Raw genomic sequence first — 14,968 nt, 5'->3', positions numbered from 1 at the left:
CCGCAGCACCTGTCCGATCTCAATTAGGCCGAGGCAGCCAGACCGCTGTTGAACTGCGATTTCTCATGGTTCCTGGGGCAAGGTCCGGGTCGGTCAGCCGAACCCCGCTGGTACACACCGGCTAGAGTCATCCGATGTTCGCTGCCATGACGGTGCTCATCCCGGTAGCGCTGATCATCCTCGTGGCGTTGGCGGTCGCCGCCGTAACCGTCCCCTTGAGGAAGCGCCGCCCCGCTCGAAGCGCGGTATTCATCGCCGCATCGCTTGCTTCCCTGTGTATCGCAATCCTGCTCTACCTGGGCACACTCTTCATGTCTTCACCGTGGGACGCCAGATACGAATGCAGTCGGCACGGTGCAGGCGAGTTCGTGAACCTCACAGAGTCACTGTTCCCTCCCAGCGTCGCGCTCGAATGCACGGAGCGGACAGTCCAGCTCGTTCCGGTTGGAGCTAATGCCGCACTGATGCTGCTCATCGCCGCGACAGTCGGGTTCGCCACCGCGGCGATCGTCGCCCACTGGAAGAGCATCGGATAGCAGAAGAGCCGGATGCCGCTTGCTTGCGGTGGTCCGGCTCGCTCGTGCCTCCCAGGATGCTTTGGGACGCAGCAACACGAGACCGACTCAGGATGGGTGCCTCAGCTCGACTGAGACAACCCCCGGATGCCTCCGCTAAAACGAGACTGCCTCGGAACTAAGGAGACGGGACAGCACCGCTACGCTCCGTAGTTCACCCAGTCGAGGACTGGTCAATTTCTTGACTGGTCAATTTCTTGACCGTATGATCGGACTCATGACGACACCAAGTCAGCGACCCGAACCGCATACACCCGTCGACATCGCCAATTACTTGGGTGAACGCCGAAACCTGTTCCTCGCGCTCGTTGCCGATCTACGGAACGGCTACGGAGTCAACGAAATAGCGCAGATGGCCGCCCCTGCGCTGAGCCGACCCGTCGTCCAGGAGCATCTGGCCTGCGTGCGACTCAAAGAGGCCGCTGTCAGCGTGCTCGCCGGCGCGGAGATCGGTGAGTGGCTTGACGTCTCCTACCCCGAGGATGGCAGCCGTCGACCACGCAAGGTGCTCATGCAGCTTGGAGGGTTCACCGAAGAGCACGACATCGATGAGACCTTGCTTTCAAGGAAAGCGATCAAAGTCCTTGAGTCGGCCGGCATCCTTTGTGAGAGTGGAACAGATGATGCCGCTGCGGACCTTACTGCCGACATCCCCCTCATCCTCACGCACTTCCGGCGCGAGTGACCAGCACTTCAACCAATTTAGGACGATTCGCGAACTCGATCGGCTCGTTGATCACGTTCTGTAACTGTCAATGGCCGCCACCGGAGAGCGCCGTTGGGGACGCCGCGACCGCCAGCGGGGAAGCACTCTTGGCCGACCGTGCCTGGTTGGTGGGAGTCGCTGGCCACGTCGGGGAGTGCGACTCCTTGCGTTCCAGCCGAGGCGGGGCGTCGCGCTCGGGCTCGTTTGAGGGCGCGAACGGACAGGTGACGCGAGGAGACCGAGAGGGCCGAGCACGAAGGAGACTGAGCGGGTCGGGAGCCGGTTGACACGGGCCTGGGGGTATATACACATATATATTCGGTTCCGTGAGGCTTGGGTCAGTTCGGCATCGTGCTGCAGGTTCGCAAGGTGCTGGGTGCGGGCGGGTGGACGGGTCGGTTGACGGGTGGTTGGCGGCCTTGATCTGGACGGGTCGATCAGGACGGGCTCTTGGTGACCTTCAGTCAGCAAGTGCCGCAAGGCTCGTGGGCTGACCGGTGGCCAGCAGCGTCCACCGCTGTCCGGTGAGGATCCCGGTGCCGGCGTCGTAGAGGGTGTCGGCGGTGGGCAGCGGCACGGTCACCGTGGCGGCGACGGTGAGGTCCCGGGTGTGCGGGCAGGCGCGCTGGAGCGCCTCGAGCCGCTGCCTGGCGGGGAGTCCGAACAGGAGGAGGCGGTCGCCCAGGGGCCCGGGGAGGCGGCCGTCGCGGTAGCGGTGGATCTTGTCGACCAGGTGGGCGATGGTCTCGGTGCCGCGGTCGTGTTCGTACCACAGCCGCAGGGTGCGGCCGTCGTTCCAGGTGAGGGTCGCAGCGGCGTCGGGCCGGGCGTTGATGATCTGCGCGGCGGCTGTGGCTTCGGGAAGCCACTCGGTGACTCGGGCGGTGCCGGTGGCGCGGGCGGCGAGATGAAGGTGGGCGAGGAAGGTATTCACGCCTTCCTTGTGGGGGCGGTGGGCAGAGTGGAAGGTCTGCTGGGCGGCGATGGCCGCGGCCGCGCGCGTGGGGGGCGTGGTGCCGTTGCGCAGCGCGCAGACGGCGGCGCCCGCCCAGGCGAGGGTGTAGCGGTGGGCGCCCGACCCGGTGACGCGGCCGTGAGTGATCAGGCCGAGTTCGGTGAGGTCGTGGAGGCGGGCGGCGGCCCGGCGGCGGTTGGTGAAGAAGACGGCGGCGATGATGCTGGCGGTCGCGATCCGGTGCTCGGCCAGCAGTTGCAGGATCTGGTAGTCGCGGGCCGTCAGCCGGGCAGCGAGGGCGATGATGGCGTCGATGTGGATGCTGTTGTGGGCCTTGGCCATGTGTGCCTCCAGGTGGTGAACGGCCGGTCGGAATCGGCCAGCGCTCGGATCGTCTCCGCGTGGCCGAGGGCCTCGGGCAGCGGAAGGGTCTTGAGGGTGAAGGCCGGCTGGATCTGGCCGGCGACGATGGTGCGGCAGGCGGCGGTGTAGGCGCCCATGTGGACCAGGTCGTGGTCGGTCAGGTTGGGGAGGGTGTGCGCGGCGAAGAGCTTGGCGTCGCGGGGGCTGGAGGCGAAGAGGATCTTGGTGCGGGCGTTGGCGTCGAGGGCGTCGGCGAGGTCGCGCGGGAGCTGCCCGAGATGCTGGTGGGCGAAGGTGAAGGAGAGCCCGAGTTTGCGGGCCTCGGCGAGGACGTCGGCGAGCATGTTGGAGAACAGCAGGTAGTTGTGGCCCTCGTCCATGTAGAGGGTGCAGTCCCGGCGGGCCCGGGCGGGGAGGGCTTGACGGGGCAGGACCGCCTGCCAGACGCCGGCGGCGATCAGGGACCCCAGGAGGCGGGCGGCGTCGTCACCGAGGACGCCTTTGGGGAGGTTGACCAGGATGATGCCAGCGTTGTCGAGGGCGGCGGGCAGGTCGATGCACAGCTCGTCGGCCGGGTCGCCGATGACCTGGCGGATGAACTTGCGCGACAGGACCGACCGCAGCCGGGCCAGGACGGGCCCGCTGGCGACGGTCTGGACGCTCTCGGGCAGGGCGTCGAACCAGCGCCAGAACTCCTGGAGCACTTCGTCGTCCTGGATGCTCGTCACAAGCGGGGCGCGGCGGACGCGGTCGGAGAGGATCAGCGGCAGCGCCGAGAGGCCGGCGAGGTCCTTCTGCTGAAGTTGGGCCTGGGTGCGCAGGGCCTGCTTGGCGATGTCGTCGGCCCTGGGCCCCCAGTGGTCGGGCCACAGCTGACGGAAGATCCCGACGAGGTGGTCGATCGCGATCTCGCTATCGGGGGCGCGGCGGACGGGGGCGAGGCCGGGCGGGGCCTCGGGACGGGTGGGGTCGATGATGACCACCCGGCCGCGGGTCTGGTCGGGGTCGAGCCGGTCGAGCACGTCGCGGATGAGGTCACCGTGCGGGTCGAGCACGACCACTGAGCGGCGGTCGCGGATGTCGGCCAGGATCAGGTTCACCATGAGCGTCGACTTGCCGACACCCGTGGCCCCGGCCAGATGCAGGTGGTAGCGGGCGTCCTGGGCCGAGAGCGCGACGCGCTTGCCGCTGGTGGCGGCGACGCCGAGAGTCTTGGTGCCCCGGCCCCCGGAGGGGACCTCGGGGGCGGGGGCGACCGGGCGGGCGCCGGCGCGGGCGAGGGCGGGCACGATCGCATCGGCCGGGACGTGCGCGAGAGCGGTGACCTCGGCGGCTGAGGCGAGCACCCCGGGTGCGGGTGCGGCCCAGGTGTTGAGGGCGCGGACGAGGCCGGTGCCGCCGCGGCGGCGCCGCCAGGCTCCGCCGAGGATCGGGGCGGTGGCGGCGGCGAGGTTGCGGGCCCGGGCGACCGTATACGGTTTCCCGACCGTGGTGGCCACGGCGTACCGCACGCCGATGGACCAGAGGGCGCCGTCGGCGAGCCGGTCGGCGACCTGCTTGCGGTGCGCGGTGATCCAGGCCGGCTCGACGGGGCGGTGGACCGGGGTCGGCCGGTGGCCGGCGCCGGGGGTGACCAGGTCGAGCAGGCCGCCGAGGAGCGAGGTGCGGGTGCGGGGTCCGGCGGCGGTTTTCGCAGCCCGGCGCACCTGGGCGGGGGCGGCGGGGCGGGCGGTGATCTGGACGAGCGCGATGTCGTCGCCGCGGTGGGAGACACCGGCGGCGATCAGGCCCCGCAGCACCTCCCCGGTGTCGGTGGCGGCCACCAGGGGCACCGCCGAGGCCACGTGGCGCTTGGCGAGCGCGAACCATCCTGACTGGAGGTGCGTGCCGTCTCCTGCCGGCAGGGGCGCCTGGGCGTCGGTGACGGTGCAGACCGCGCCGGGCCAGCCGGCGTCGACGGCGTGGATGATCTGGTCGGTCGGGAGGGTGCCGGGCACCCAGATGCGCACCGCCAGGCGCCCGCCGGTGAAGTGGTACTCCCACACCAGGTGGGCTTGGCCGTGCCACCAGCGCCGCCAGCGGCCGTGGCTGATCGAGGCGAGCTGGCGCCAGGCCAGGACCGCGCTCTTCGGATCGACCTCGGGCGGGGCCTCGATATGCACGTAATGGCCGCCCTTGCGCGCGTGCGCAGCGGTGTTCGCACGCACGCTCTGGCGCACGAGGGCCAACGACAGGGCCAGGGCGGCCGCCAGGACTGCGGCCGAGAGCAGCAGCCCGACCGGGATCGCCACCTCGGGCAGCAGGTCGGCGGGGGTCACAGCGCCACCTCCACGCTCTGGAAGAACGCGACCGGTTCCAGGGCGGTCGCGAAGGACGGCTGGTGCGAGCGGTGGACTTCCAGGTGCAGGTGGGGTCCCGAGGAGCGTCCGGAGGAGCCGACGTAGCCCAACAGGTCCCCGGCCGCGACGGTGTCGCCGACGGTGACTTCGGGACGGGAGCCCATGTGGCAGTAGCGGGTCAGCAGGCTCTGGGCGTGGGCGATCTCGACGTACCAGCCGCATCCGAGGATCTCGGGTGACCCGTCGACGTCGCACGAGAGGTTCCGCCCGGCGGGGGTGCGGGCGTTGCACACCACGGTGACGACCTCGCCTGCAGCGGCGGCGAGGATCGGCTCGCCGCGGGGTGCACCGAGGTCCACGCCGTTGTGCTGCGGGCGCTCGGTGGTGCGCCACCCGGAGGTGACGCCGTACCCGGCGACCGGGTGGATCCACTCGCTCGCGCAGGCCTCGCTGATCGCCGCCACCGCAGCCCGGGCACCGGGTTCGTCGTCGGCATAGGCATCGGGGTAGGCCGAGACCTGGACGCGTTGCGCCGCAACAGTGACCGGCAGCTCCTCCCAGCCGTCGACGTCCTCGAGGGCGTCGAAGAACAAGCCGGCGCTCCCGGCGGGATCCATCAGGGTCGCGATCGGACCCCAGTGCGGACGTTGCTGAAAGATGCCGATCGAGTCGTGGTCGAAGCCCTCGCCGTCGTGGTCGAAGTCGTAGGAGTCGGGCACGGCGGGGTTGGCGAGCACCCGGATCGTGCTCTCCTGCATGGCGGTCGCGATCGCGACCACGGCGGCCTGTTCCGGGAGTTGCCGTTCGGAGGCGGTCTGCCAGATGGCGAACGCGTGCGCGGCCTGGACCTTCCCGAACCCCGACCCGAGGGCATCGGCGATGGCCTCGAGGTCGGCGTCCGCGATCGTGCAGGCGCCACCAGTGCCGATAGCGGCGTGGCGGTCCGGTTGGGCGGCGCCGACGGTGACGACCAGGCACCCGGCCACGGCCGCGCACAGCACCGCGGCGACGAGGATGAGGCGCTTCATGACCGGCTCCCCGCGGACAGGCCCGTCAAGGCGAGGCGGTGCTCGACCGGGCTGGCAAGGGCGCGGAAGGCGATCTGTGCGCCGCCGCCGAGCAGGAGCCCCTCGCCGAGGCGGGCCGAGCCGATGAGCGCGGCCGCGGCAGTGGTGAGTTTGAACGCTGCGGCGATGCCGTCGATCGCCTGCGGCGCTTGGCGAAGCAACACCTGTGTCGCCGCGTTGTGGATGACGGTGCGCCCGAGCTCGGTCCCGGTGACGTCCTCGGCGTCCTGGGTGACGACCGAGAGCCCGCAGTTGCGTTTTCTCGCCGATTTCGCCAGCCTTGAGAGCCACTGGGCGCCCTGGCCGGTGCGCAGCATCAGCCACGCCTCATCCACCACGATCAAGGTGCGGGGCCCGCCGGGGGTGAGGCTGCGCCAGATCTGGTCGAGGACCAGCAGCGTCGCGACCGGGGCGAGTTCGGCGGGCACGGCCGCGAGATCCCACACCTCCAGCGGCGACGCGGACGAAAGCACGCCGCTCGGTGTCGAGGCGCTGCCCATGTCGAACACGGTCCCGGGGCCGACCCAGGGCCCGAGGCGGGCGGCGAGGTCAGCGCCGGTCGTGTCGCTGGCGAGGACGGCCGTGACGTCGGCGAGGGCCGGGGCCGGCCGGGCCCACGTGGCGGGGTCGTCGCTGATCCCGGCGGCCTCGTAGCAGGCGGCGACCGCGCGCTGCAGCACCGCGGCCTCGACCCCTGGCAGGCGCTCGCCCAGGAGCGTCTCGACCACGGTGCCGGCGAAGAGTCTGCGCCGGCTCAGCTCGTCGGCCTCGCCGACCGCGGGCATTGCGAGGGGGTCGAGGCGCTCCCCGGGCCCGCCGGGCCGGTGGACGGTCCCGCCGACATGGGCGGCGAGGGCGAGGTACTCCGATTCGGGGTCGACGACCACGACCCGCACGCCCTGGTAGAGCTCTCTGAGGATCGTCGTCTTCGTCAGATAGGACTTCCCGGCCCCCGAGCGCGCGATCGTGACGGAGTTGTGGTTCTCCTGGGAGGCCCACCGGTCCCACAGGACCGGCGCCCCGGTGTACAGGTTGGTGCCGTACAGGACCGCGGTCTCGGGGATCGCGCCCAGGTCCGGTGAGGCGAACGGGAAGGCCGCGGCGGCCGTGGCGGTGTCGACGGTGCGGTGCGCCCCGACCGGGTCGATCCCGAACGGGACGCCCGCGATCGCGCCCGGAAGCTGCCGTGCGGTGGCCGGCCGCAGGTCGATCATCGCCGCGGCCGCCCGCGAGCGCACCCGCGCGCACACCAGGTCGAGGTCGGCGGGATCCTCGGCGTGGACGGTCAGGTACAGGGCCTGGCGGTGGAGTTGGGCGTGGCCGCGGGCGACCTGGGCGGCCAGGTCGGCGGCGTCGGCCGCCGCGGCCTCCACCGCCGGGTCCTCCAGCCGCCCGCGCACGGACTGGTAGCGGCGCTGGGACTCCAGTCGGGCGCGGCGCCGCTGCAGCTGCATCGCGGCGACTTGGGCGGGGACGCCCTCGAGGTGCAGGCTGATGGCGACGCGGGTGCCGGGGACGGCGAGCCGCCCGGCCCACCCCCACGGCAGCGTCGCGGGGTATCCGGTCACGAGCAGGACCGCGCTCCAGGAGTCCCCGGTGCGCAAGCGCCGCATCTCGACCACGGTCGCATCGGGCCACAGATCGGCCTCGAGCCCGAAGCGGGTGCGGGTGTGGTGTCGGTTCATTGCGACCAGCTCCCGAACGCGGGTGTGGCGGTGCCGTACGGGTCGAGGCCGTACCGGATCCGCTCGGCGAGGGCGGCTCGGTCCAGGCGCCGGCACGTCGTCTCGATCTGGGCGAAGAACGCCTCCACCTGGGCCGCTGCCAGTGAGGCCGCCTCGGCGTCGGGCCCGGTGACAACGACGGTGATCTCCCGGGCCAGCAGGTCGTGCCCGGCGGTCAGGCTGGCGAGCCAGGCCCGGTGCGCCCGGGCAGCGTCACGGAGGGGCCCTTCGCTGAGCTCCGCGGCGCGGGTATCGAGGCCGGCCAGGTAGCCGGTCAGGTCGATCGGGCGGTGGTTGACGCACACCTGGAGGTGGCCTTCCAGGGTGTGCAGGAGCCGCGCGAACGCATCGCACAACGCGCCCTGCTCAGCGCCGGAGCGCAGGTCGAAGTTCACGCATCCGGCATCGAGGGCGATCGCCGCCCCGGCCGGACCGAGGTCGATCACCCCGGCCTTGTCCACGCCGTCCACCGGGACCGGGGCAGGGCGCACGCTGGTGCGGCGCGCCCGCCGACCGGTCAGGGCCGCAGCCGCTTTCCCCGCGCTCGGTGCGGGACTGCCGGCGGCGAGCGGGGCCCGCGGGGTGCGCAGGGCCGCCCATACGAGCCGGTCCAGGCTCGTCCCGTCCCGGCGGATCATGGCCAGGGCGAACGCCGCGGCGGCGACCGGTGCCGAGAGAGCGATCAGGAACACCGGGTGGACCTCGCCGGCGAGGGCCTGCCAGATCCCCCACAGGGCGAGGGCGGCCGGTGCGAGGATCGCGACCTGGCGGCCGGTCAGGTTGAACAAGATCCGGTCGGGCAAGTCGAGGTCGGCCGGGACGTAGACGCTCATCGCCGCTCACCCCGCTCCGGCTGGGAGGGCGGCTCCTGGTCGGGTCGCGGCGGCGTGGCCGGCACCGGGCGGCCGGGTCCGGCGGCCATGCGGGCCATGGCCGCGGCCGCGGCCCGGCGCAGCTCGGCCTGCCGCTCCTGCGCCTCGTCGCGGGCGGCGGACTCGCGTTCGGCGCGTTCGCTGTCGAGGATCCAGTGGTCCAGTTCGGCCTCGTTGCGGCGCGATTCCAGCATTTCGACTTCGTCGGGCCGGACCGTCACCCGGGCCGGTTCGTACGCCTTGCGCGGCATCAGGGCCCCGTCGGGGACCTGGGCGAGCGGGTCCTCGCCGGGGACCGGATCCGGGCTGGCGTCGCCGAGCGGCGAGTCCGACGGCGCGCCAGCATCCACCGGTCGCCGCCCGCCCAACGGGTAGTGCACGGGCCGGACGCGTACCGGCCCGCCGCCTTCAGGACTGACCGGTGCGGCATCGGCGTGCGGCGAGGACCCTCCGGTGTTGTCCGGCTCGGCGGAGCGGCGGGCGTCGGTCGTATTGCGGAAGTCGGCCCAGTCACCGAATCCTTCCGGTTCGGGCGGCAAGTCGGGGAATCGGTCCGCCGCGCCAGCCGGATCGGCTTTCGCAAACGGCCGACGCATGTCGATGCCCCAGGCCTTGTCGCCGACGTTGATTGACGGCTGGGGGCCCTTCGCAGCGCTGATCGATTTCGACATCAATACGGCGCCGAGCAGGCGCGCGCCGGGCAGGTGCATCGGGCGGCCGCGCGCGATCCGGAATGCCTCTTGGTGGACTTTCCAGATCATCCACACGATCACCAGGAGGTACAGATCGGTGACATTGATGTGGAAGAGGTGGCCCCAGTAGCGGGTGTCGGTCATTTTGATCCAGACCCACACCAGGGCGGCCTGGCCAATCGCCGAGGCCATGCACGCCCCAAGCATCCGCCACCACAACCGGGCCGCCCATTCGGTCACCGGGAGCCCGTGGCAGGCCAGCGCGACCGGCGCGAGCACCACCACGAAGAAGAAGGCGATCGCGCGCACGATCGCGGTGAACAACAGGACCAGCAAGCAGACCGCGACGGCGAGAATCCAGAGAATGTCGACGAGGAGGTTCGGCTCTTCGCAGGCCGACACGTCGCCCGCATCCATGCAGTCGAGGTAGTCGTATTCGGCATCCATCCAGTAATCGACGGTCAGCTTTTTGGGGAACTCCTCCAGATATGCGCTGCCGCTGGCGTTCGCTTCGATCGCGACAACGCTGAAACCGTCGACGACGGCATTGGTGGCGTCCATCGCCTGCTCCACGATCACCGCCGACAATCCGGCCAGCAGTAGGCCGACGACCAGACGGGGCGCGATTTCACGAATGGTGTACCGGGTCTGGAGCGTCTCGTGTGACATGACGAGGTACCCGCCCACGACGACCACGAGTGCATAGCCGACTCCGGCGAGCACGAGGAATTCATCGGCCAGCGGTTGACCGGAGTCCCAGGACATGGACGACAAGTGGATCCAGTCCATATCCTCCAAGACGCCTCGCAGGCCGTCGCGAAACGCCCGGAGCAGCCCCTGCACCCATTCCAGCAACCCGTTGAGGGCGTCCTCAAGCCATTCAGGCATATCCGCACACCCCCTCGCAGTACCGAAGGAGAATTACGTGGAGAAACGATCCGGAGTTTCTATGCGCAGGTCTCGGCTTCGCGAAGGACGGTGCGACTGCGCGCGTATGCGAGCTGTGCGGCGAAGAGGACCTGGCCGCGCAGGGAGTCGGCGGAAAGACAGCCGGCGCGAGGCTATTCATAGGTCAGAATGCCTTTGAGGATCTCGACGAACGGGATCGCGAGCAAGATGATGGCGAAACCCAGTGCCGCCGCCCGCAAAGCTGTTTTCGACTTCTCCGCTTCCCCCGGTTCAGAGGCCAGCAGGTATCGCAGACCCGCGATCGTGAGCATGACTGCGACGACCGTCCCCGCGATACCGACCACCCACAACCGAAGGTTGTCGAGCACCGCGATGATGTCGTCGGTGTCGGCCAGCGCCGCGCCGGGCGTGGCGAGGATCAGGACCGCGATGCCGACGCCGGCCGCCGCTGCGCGCGGCGCCCATCGGGCCGGGCGGGCCCGGGTTGTTCGGTGAGCCGTTCCCACGTCTCGCACCCCCGTGCGATCGAGTCGTGAGGTCGGCCCGGGGGTTGGCCGGGCCGACCGGGCCCGTCGGCGGGGGTCGGTGCTCGGTGAGACACCACCTCCTCAAGTCAGGTGCGAACAGGAATGCCTGGACCGCACCCGCGCCTGCGGGGCCCGAGCCGGTCATCGGTCCGACCGGCTCACCTAGGTACGGCAGGGTGCGCGGGCATTTCCGCGGAGGTGCGCGCACGCACCGCGCACCCGAGCAGGCGAAACATCGCAGCCGGGCGCAAACCACCGGCCGGAGGGTGCGCGCACCCCGACCAAGCCCGCACCGGTCGCCTCGCAGTGAGTGCGCGGAGGTGCCGGGCAAGGGTGGCGCCGTTCAGCGGGGGTGCGCGACGGCAGGTGCGCGCACGCCAGGCGTGAGGTGCGCACGGGGCTGGACGCACCCTCGGGTGCGCGCGCTACCTGGGAGAACACCGAGGCAACCGGCCTCGAACAACTGCCAGGAGCCCATCATGCGCACCGACACGACACCGCTGGAAGTGGTCGCTGCAGCGTTCACCGCCCTCATCACCGGCGAGGAGAAGATCACCGTCGACGCCGCCACGATGAGCGGTCTACCCGATCGCGAACTGAGCCTCGCCGAGATCGCCGCCATCTTGAGCGACCGCGACACCACGAACGGGGCCAAGGACGCCCTCTGGGCCGAGCTGGTCATCCGGACCAGGAAGTCACCGGCGCCCTGGACCTTCATCTGCGCCGGCCTGGCCCTGCCCGGCCTGCGCAACGCCGTCAAGAAGGCGGCCTGGTTCGCCCCCAGCTTCGCCGAACGCGCCGACATCGAATCGGCCGCCATCGAAGGCTTCACCACCGCGCTCCCTGACGTCGACCTCGTCGCACCGCGCATCGTCAGGCGCCTGTGCAACTCGGCCCACACCCAAGCCCGCCGCTACGCCAAGGAACTCGGCCGCTACCAGAAGGGCATGACGTCAGTCGTCTACGAATCCCGCCCGCCCAGGAAGCCCGACGGCCACGTCGACTTCGTCCTCGCTCGAGCCGTAGGGGACAATGTCATCGACGAGGATGACGTCAGGATGATCCAAGACACCTTCCTCGACGGCCAGAGCGTCAACGACTATGCCGAGGCTCATGGCCTCAGCGCCGATCAAGTCACCCGATGGCGCCGTCGGGTCCGTGAGAGTCTCGGAGAGTGGCTCGGAGAATAACGGCTGCCACCGGCTATTGGATACGGTTTGCGATATGCCTGACCCGCATATGAGCGTCTTTCCGCAGATTTTCCAGCAGTGAGCTGTACTCAGCGAGCGGTGAAGGTGAATCCGCTATGGCACTCACTAGCCGTTCTCGCACCCGGTCCTGAGGATCATTGGCAAGCGACTTCAGTTCTGACGCCATTGTTCCTGCGCGGACCAAACAGACCGCGGCTGCCGCCCTCACCGAAGGCACAACATGGGTGGCGAGGAGCTTCGGTATATGCACAGGGATCTGGGCGACCGGAAGGTGAACCAGTGACTCGGCAATCTCCGCGAGCACCTTAGGCTCGGTTTCTGATCGGAGCAGGTCAATAATGCAGTCAAGCACCATTGAATATTGTTCGGGAGTAGCGGCCAGGGCGGCGGCGGTATGCACTCCAGCGCCTCGGATAGAGCTGTAGAAACCTTGCATGCGGACAAAACCAAGCGGGTCTGAGAAGAGCTCTCTATCGGCGTCGTCCGCACTGCCATCGAATTCTCCTAGAGCAACTCGAATGACTCGTCGGAAAATCGCCTCGCGGTGGTTCGAAGATCGGATCTTTGCCGCTAGCGCATTGAGATCATGGAGTGCGTTTTGGCGATTCTTCGCTACATCTGCCCGACACTCAGCTTGATTCAGGAGAACTTGAGCGATTGCGATTAGCTCGGACTCGGTAAGGACTTCCGCGACCAACCCGAGCTCCCAATGAGAGAACCCGTATGAATGGGTTGTGCCGTCTGGAGGCGTCCATGATTCAAAATCTGCAACGTACTGAGTGATGAACTTCTCGACCCGACTCCTGATCGACAGCCCAAACGCAGCAATAAAAATGAGACACAAAACTCTATTGAGAGGGTTCTCTTCAAGTTCGGTTTCAAGCATGTTCCAAACAAGGCCAGAATATTTCTTTATGATCCGCTGTATTCTCACTACCAGGTCTTCGCCGAAATTTTCGGTGTCATCGCGAAGGATTTGAAGCGCGAGCTCCAAGGCTGATATGGCAGAGGTGCCATTTTCTTGGATAAGGCAAGCCAGAATGCTGGCGTACTCTCGATGGTATCTGAGCGACTCGCCTGCAGGAAGTTCGCCCTTTTGTCGCCTTATTAGTTCCACGATTGCATCAGCTTGTGACTCAGTGCAGGTGTCTGCGAGCGTCGCGATGATAGTGGCCGCCACATCAGTCAGAGCCGGGTGCCGACCCTTCCAAGGCTTGTCGAGTACTGCGAGTGCGGATTCACACCAGAGACTGCCTACCTCATCTGTCACGAGATTTGCACACGCGGCCATCGCACTGAAGCTCGCCGGCTGGGAGTTGGGCGCGCATAGGAAAGGGTCGTCAGGCTTGAGGCCAACGACAATGCCAGTTAGCTTTGCCGCATGCTCCTTAGCGTCTTTGGCGGCTCCGGCGCGGCTGTACCAGCGCAATGCCTCAATCGGCCTTGACGATCGCTCACAAATATTGCCCATAGCATGGCATGCTTCGAGTTCTTGCGTGAGGAAGCCACCTACGACACTCGCCCACAGCCACATTCGCACCTTCGCCAGTCTGTCAGGTGAGGGTTTCATACTCCCCGATTTGGCAGATCGTTCCAGTGGACCGATCCTGGGCACGATCGCCTTGTCGCCGCTGGTCGCCGACAGTGCGGCGAGCATGCGGCGTTGTTCAGCCGGTCCCTTGAAGATCATCGTCCCGGTCCAGGCCAGGAGGTTCCAGCGGATCGGATTCCATTCGGCGGCCTCGCTTCCCATGCGTTCGCGAAGCGCCTCCTTCACAGCGAGGCGATAATGGCCTTCTGCGCGCTGCGGGTCCTGGAAGGCCTCAGCTCGCCCGTGGCGTGCCTGAGCCCATGCCCGGCGACGTCCAGAGCTTCCCGTGAGATCGAATAGAGCCGTCCAGTCGGACGTGAATTCGGCAAGGCAGAACCCCAAACGAAGCCGTAGGTCCGGGTCGCCATCCGGAGTCTCAGCGAGGACCCTGGTGTATGAAGCTATCGAAGTACTGCTTGGAGCCGAGCGCGCTACTGCGTTGTACCACTCAGCGGCGAAAACTGCGAGCGGCAGTTGATAAGGCTCGTCACCTTCGAACGCAGCCACGCACTCATCAAGTGCCTCGAAACTGTTCGCTTCTTGCGACCAGGGCACACGCATTGCCAGCAAGAGGGCGTTGATCGCGCGCTTGGTCGCCTCTGGGAGCATCTGTAGGCCGCTGACCTTGACTCCGTACCACCAGGACTTGGCGCGCGAAATATTGAAGTCCCTATGGATCGCGTCCCAGGCCAAACGCAGAAGCAGGTCGACTGATTCCTCCTCCTTGCCCGCCTTCAACAGTGCCAGCGCCTGACGGTGCCGGTACTCCTCAGCAATCGGATGGAAATCATCGCCATCGAGCCGCGCAGCGATAATCCCATACCGTCTCGCGGCCTCGAGCGCCTCGCCAGCCTTCTCCAGCTCCTGCGCGTCATGCACATCGGCATCCATGCCACGAGCGGCAATCGGACCATCGAACAACTCGTCTGCAGAGAGAACCGGAAGGTCTTCAATCTCCTGACTCAGATGGTAATGATTTTCAATGACACCGCGATTGACGCCAACAGCGGTGGCCTGCACGCCGGTGGCGCTGACCTGGTTCGCACGCCTAATCCGTCTTATCAGCTTCAGGATCATCGCGAGCACCCGAGTTAAACGTATTGGTGATATTGCCATAGTTGTTTCCAACAACAGTGGATTGTGTGCCAGATGTTGTCACAGACCCCTGAACGGGAGCTTGCTTCCCTTCCGATTCGCCCATCGCGATTCTGCTTGCCACGGCATTTCCGACAAGGAGAATCACTATCAGGGCTCCACCTAGGATGACCCAGGCCCAAGTAGCCCCGTCGGTAAGCCTGTTGACTACGATCCCGCCTGGTATAAACAGGATAATTGGGATAGATGTAGCAATAGTGTAAGGTTTCCACCGCTTCACCAGGCCATTATTTCACGTCCTCCGTCCCGCGGCGGCTCAGCGGCTGCTCCACTTTCAGTCAG

Annotated in this window: 11 protein-coding genes; 3 read left to right on the top strand and 8 right to left on the bottom strand. The window is 67.8% G+C overall.

The window, feature by feature from the left end; translation table 11 throughout:
- Positions 1-134 precede the first annotated feature (134 nt).
- The gene (locus WA640_RS19545) at positions 135-536 is read left to right on the top strand and encodes a hypothetical protein (RefSeq protein WP_335989835.1); all 402 of its coding nucleotides are present in this window, start codon (positions 135-137) and stop codon (positions 534-536) included.
- A gap of 256 nt (positions 537-792) precedes the next feature.
- Positions 793-1,260 carry a hypothetical protein gene (locus tag WA640_RS19540; RefSeq protein WP_335989834.1) on the top strand — a complete coding sequence of 156 codons (468 nt, stop codon included), beginning with the start codon at positions 793-795 and terminating at the stop codon, positions 1,258-1,260.
- A gap of 481 nt (positions 1,261-1,741) precedes the next feature.
- Here WA640_RS19540 and WA640_RS19535 read toward each other — a convergent pair whose 3' ends face one another.
- The 7 genes from WA640_RS19535 to WA640_RS19505 form a co-directional block, all read right to left on the bottom strand.
- Positions 1,742-2,578: a replication-relaxation family protein gene (locus WA640_RS19535; protein ID WP_335989832.1), complete on the bottom strand. Its 837-nt coding sequence runs from the start codon at positions 2,576-2,578 to the stop codon at positions 1,742-1,744.
- Positions 2,518-4,917 carry a type IV secretory system conjugative DNA transfer family protein gene (locus WA640_RS19530; protein ID WP_335989829.1) on the bottom strand — a complete coding sequence of 800 codons (2,400 nt, stop codon included), beginning with the start codon at positions 4,915-4,917 and terminating at the stop codon, positions 2,518-2,520. Before WA640_RS19530 ends, WA640_RS19535 begins: the two co-directional genes overlap by 61 nt.
- A complete protein-coding gene (locus WA640_RS19525; RefSeq protein ID WP_335989827.1) occupies positions 4,914-5,966 on the bottom strand; it encodes a M23 family metallopeptidase in 1,053 nt (350 codons plus the stop codon). Before WA640_RS19525 ends, WA640_RS19530 begins: the two co-directional genes overlap by 4 nt.
- Positions 5,963-7,690: a VirB4 family type IV secretion system protein gene (locus tag WA640_RS19520; RefSeq protein WP_335989826.1), complete on the bottom strand. Its 1,728-nt coding sequence runs from the start codon at positions 7,688-7,690 to the stop codon at positions 5,963-5,965. The genes WA640_RS19525 and WA640_RS19520 overlap by 4 nt, the downstream gene beginning before the upstream one ends.
- Positions 7,687-8,562, bottom strand: coding sequence for a PrgI family protein (locus tag WA640_RS19515; RefSeq protein ID WP_335989824.1), 876 nt, complete (start codon positions 8,560-8,562; stop codon positions 7,687-7,689). Before WA640_RS19515 ends, WA640_RS19520 begins: the two co-directional genes overlap by 4 nt.
- A complete protein-coding gene (locus WA640_RS19510; protein ID WP_335989823.1) occupies positions 8,559-10,181 on the bottom strand; it encodes a hypothetical protein in 1,623 nt (540 codons plus the stop codon). The genes WA640_RS19515 and WA640_RS19510 overlap by 4 nt, the downstream gene beginning before the upstream one ends.
- 173 nt (positions 10,182-10,354) lie before the next feature.
- A complete protein-coding gene (locus WA640_RS19505; protein ID WP_335989821.1) occupies positions 10,355-10,708 on the bottom strand; it encodes a pilin in 354 nt (117 codons plus the stop codon).
- A 500-nt stretch (positions 10,709-11,208) separates the two neighbouring features.
- On the opposite strand from WA640_RS19505, the gene WA640_RS19500 reads away from it, so the two are divergent.
- Positions 11,209-11,919, top strand: a complete 711-nt coding sequence (locus tag WA640_RS19500) for a hypothetical protein (RefSeq protein WP_335989819.1) — start codon at positions 11,209-11,211, stop codon at positions 11,917-11,919.
- A 13-nt stretch (positions 11,920-11,932) separates the two neighbouring features.
- Here WA640_RS19500 and WA640_RS19495 read toward each other — a convergent pair whose 3' ends face one another.
- Positions 11,933-14,608, bottom strand: coding sequence for a hypothetical protein (locus tag WA640_RS19495; RefSeq protein WP_335989818.1), 2,676 nt, complete (start codon positions 14,606-14,608; stop codon positions 11,933-11,935).
- Between the last annotated feature and the right edge of the window lie 360 nt (positions 14,609-14,968).

Origin of the sequence: Glycomyces sp. MUSA5-2 (assembly GCF_037034145.1) — a bacterium.
GTDB lineage: Bacteria > Actinomycetota > Actinomycetes > Mycobacteriales > Micromonosporaceae > Glycomyces > Glycomyces artemisiae.
This window is presented reverse-complemented; position numbering and strand designations above follow the sequence as displayed.

Excerpts from the sequence above, each read along its gene's own strand:
- WA640_RS19545 (WP_335989835.1), top strand. The coding sequence starts at position 135 with ATGTTCGCTGCCATGACGGTGCTCATCCCGGTAGCGCTGATCATCCTC.
- WA640_RS19540 (WP_335989834.1), top strand. The coding sequence starts at position 793 with ATGACGACACCAAGTCAGCGACCCGAACCGCATACACCCGTCGACATC.
- WA640_RS19535 (WP_335989832.1), bottom strand. The coding sequence starts at position 2,578 with ATGGCCAAGGCCCACAACAGCATCCACATCGACGCCATCATCGCCCTC.
- WA640_RS19525 (WP_335989827.1), bottom strand. The coding sequence starts at position 5,966 with ATGAAGCGCCTCATCCTCGTCGCCGCGGTGCTGTGCGCGGCCGTGGCC.
- WA640_RS19520 (WP_335989826.1), bottom strand. The coding sequence starts at position 7,690 with ATGAACCGACACCACACCCGCACCCGCTTCGGGCTCGAGGCCGATCTG.
- WA640_RS19515 (WP_335989824.1), bottom strand. The coding sequence starts at position 8,562 with ATGAGCGTCTACGTCCCGGCCGACCTCGACTTGCCCGACCGGATCTTG.
- WA640_RS19510 (WP_335989823.1), bottom strand. The coding sequence starts at position 10,181 with ATGCCTGAATGGCTTGAGGACGCCCTCAACGGGTTGCTGGAATGGGTG.
- WA640_RS19500 (WP_335989819.1), top strand. The coding sequence starts at position 11,209 with ATGCGCACCGACACGACACCGCTGGAAGTGGTCGCTGCAGCGTTCACC.
- WA640_RS19495 (WP_335989818.1), bottom strand. The coding sequence starts at position 14,608 with ATGATCCTGAAGCTGATAAGACGGATTAGGCGTGCGAACCAGGTCAGC.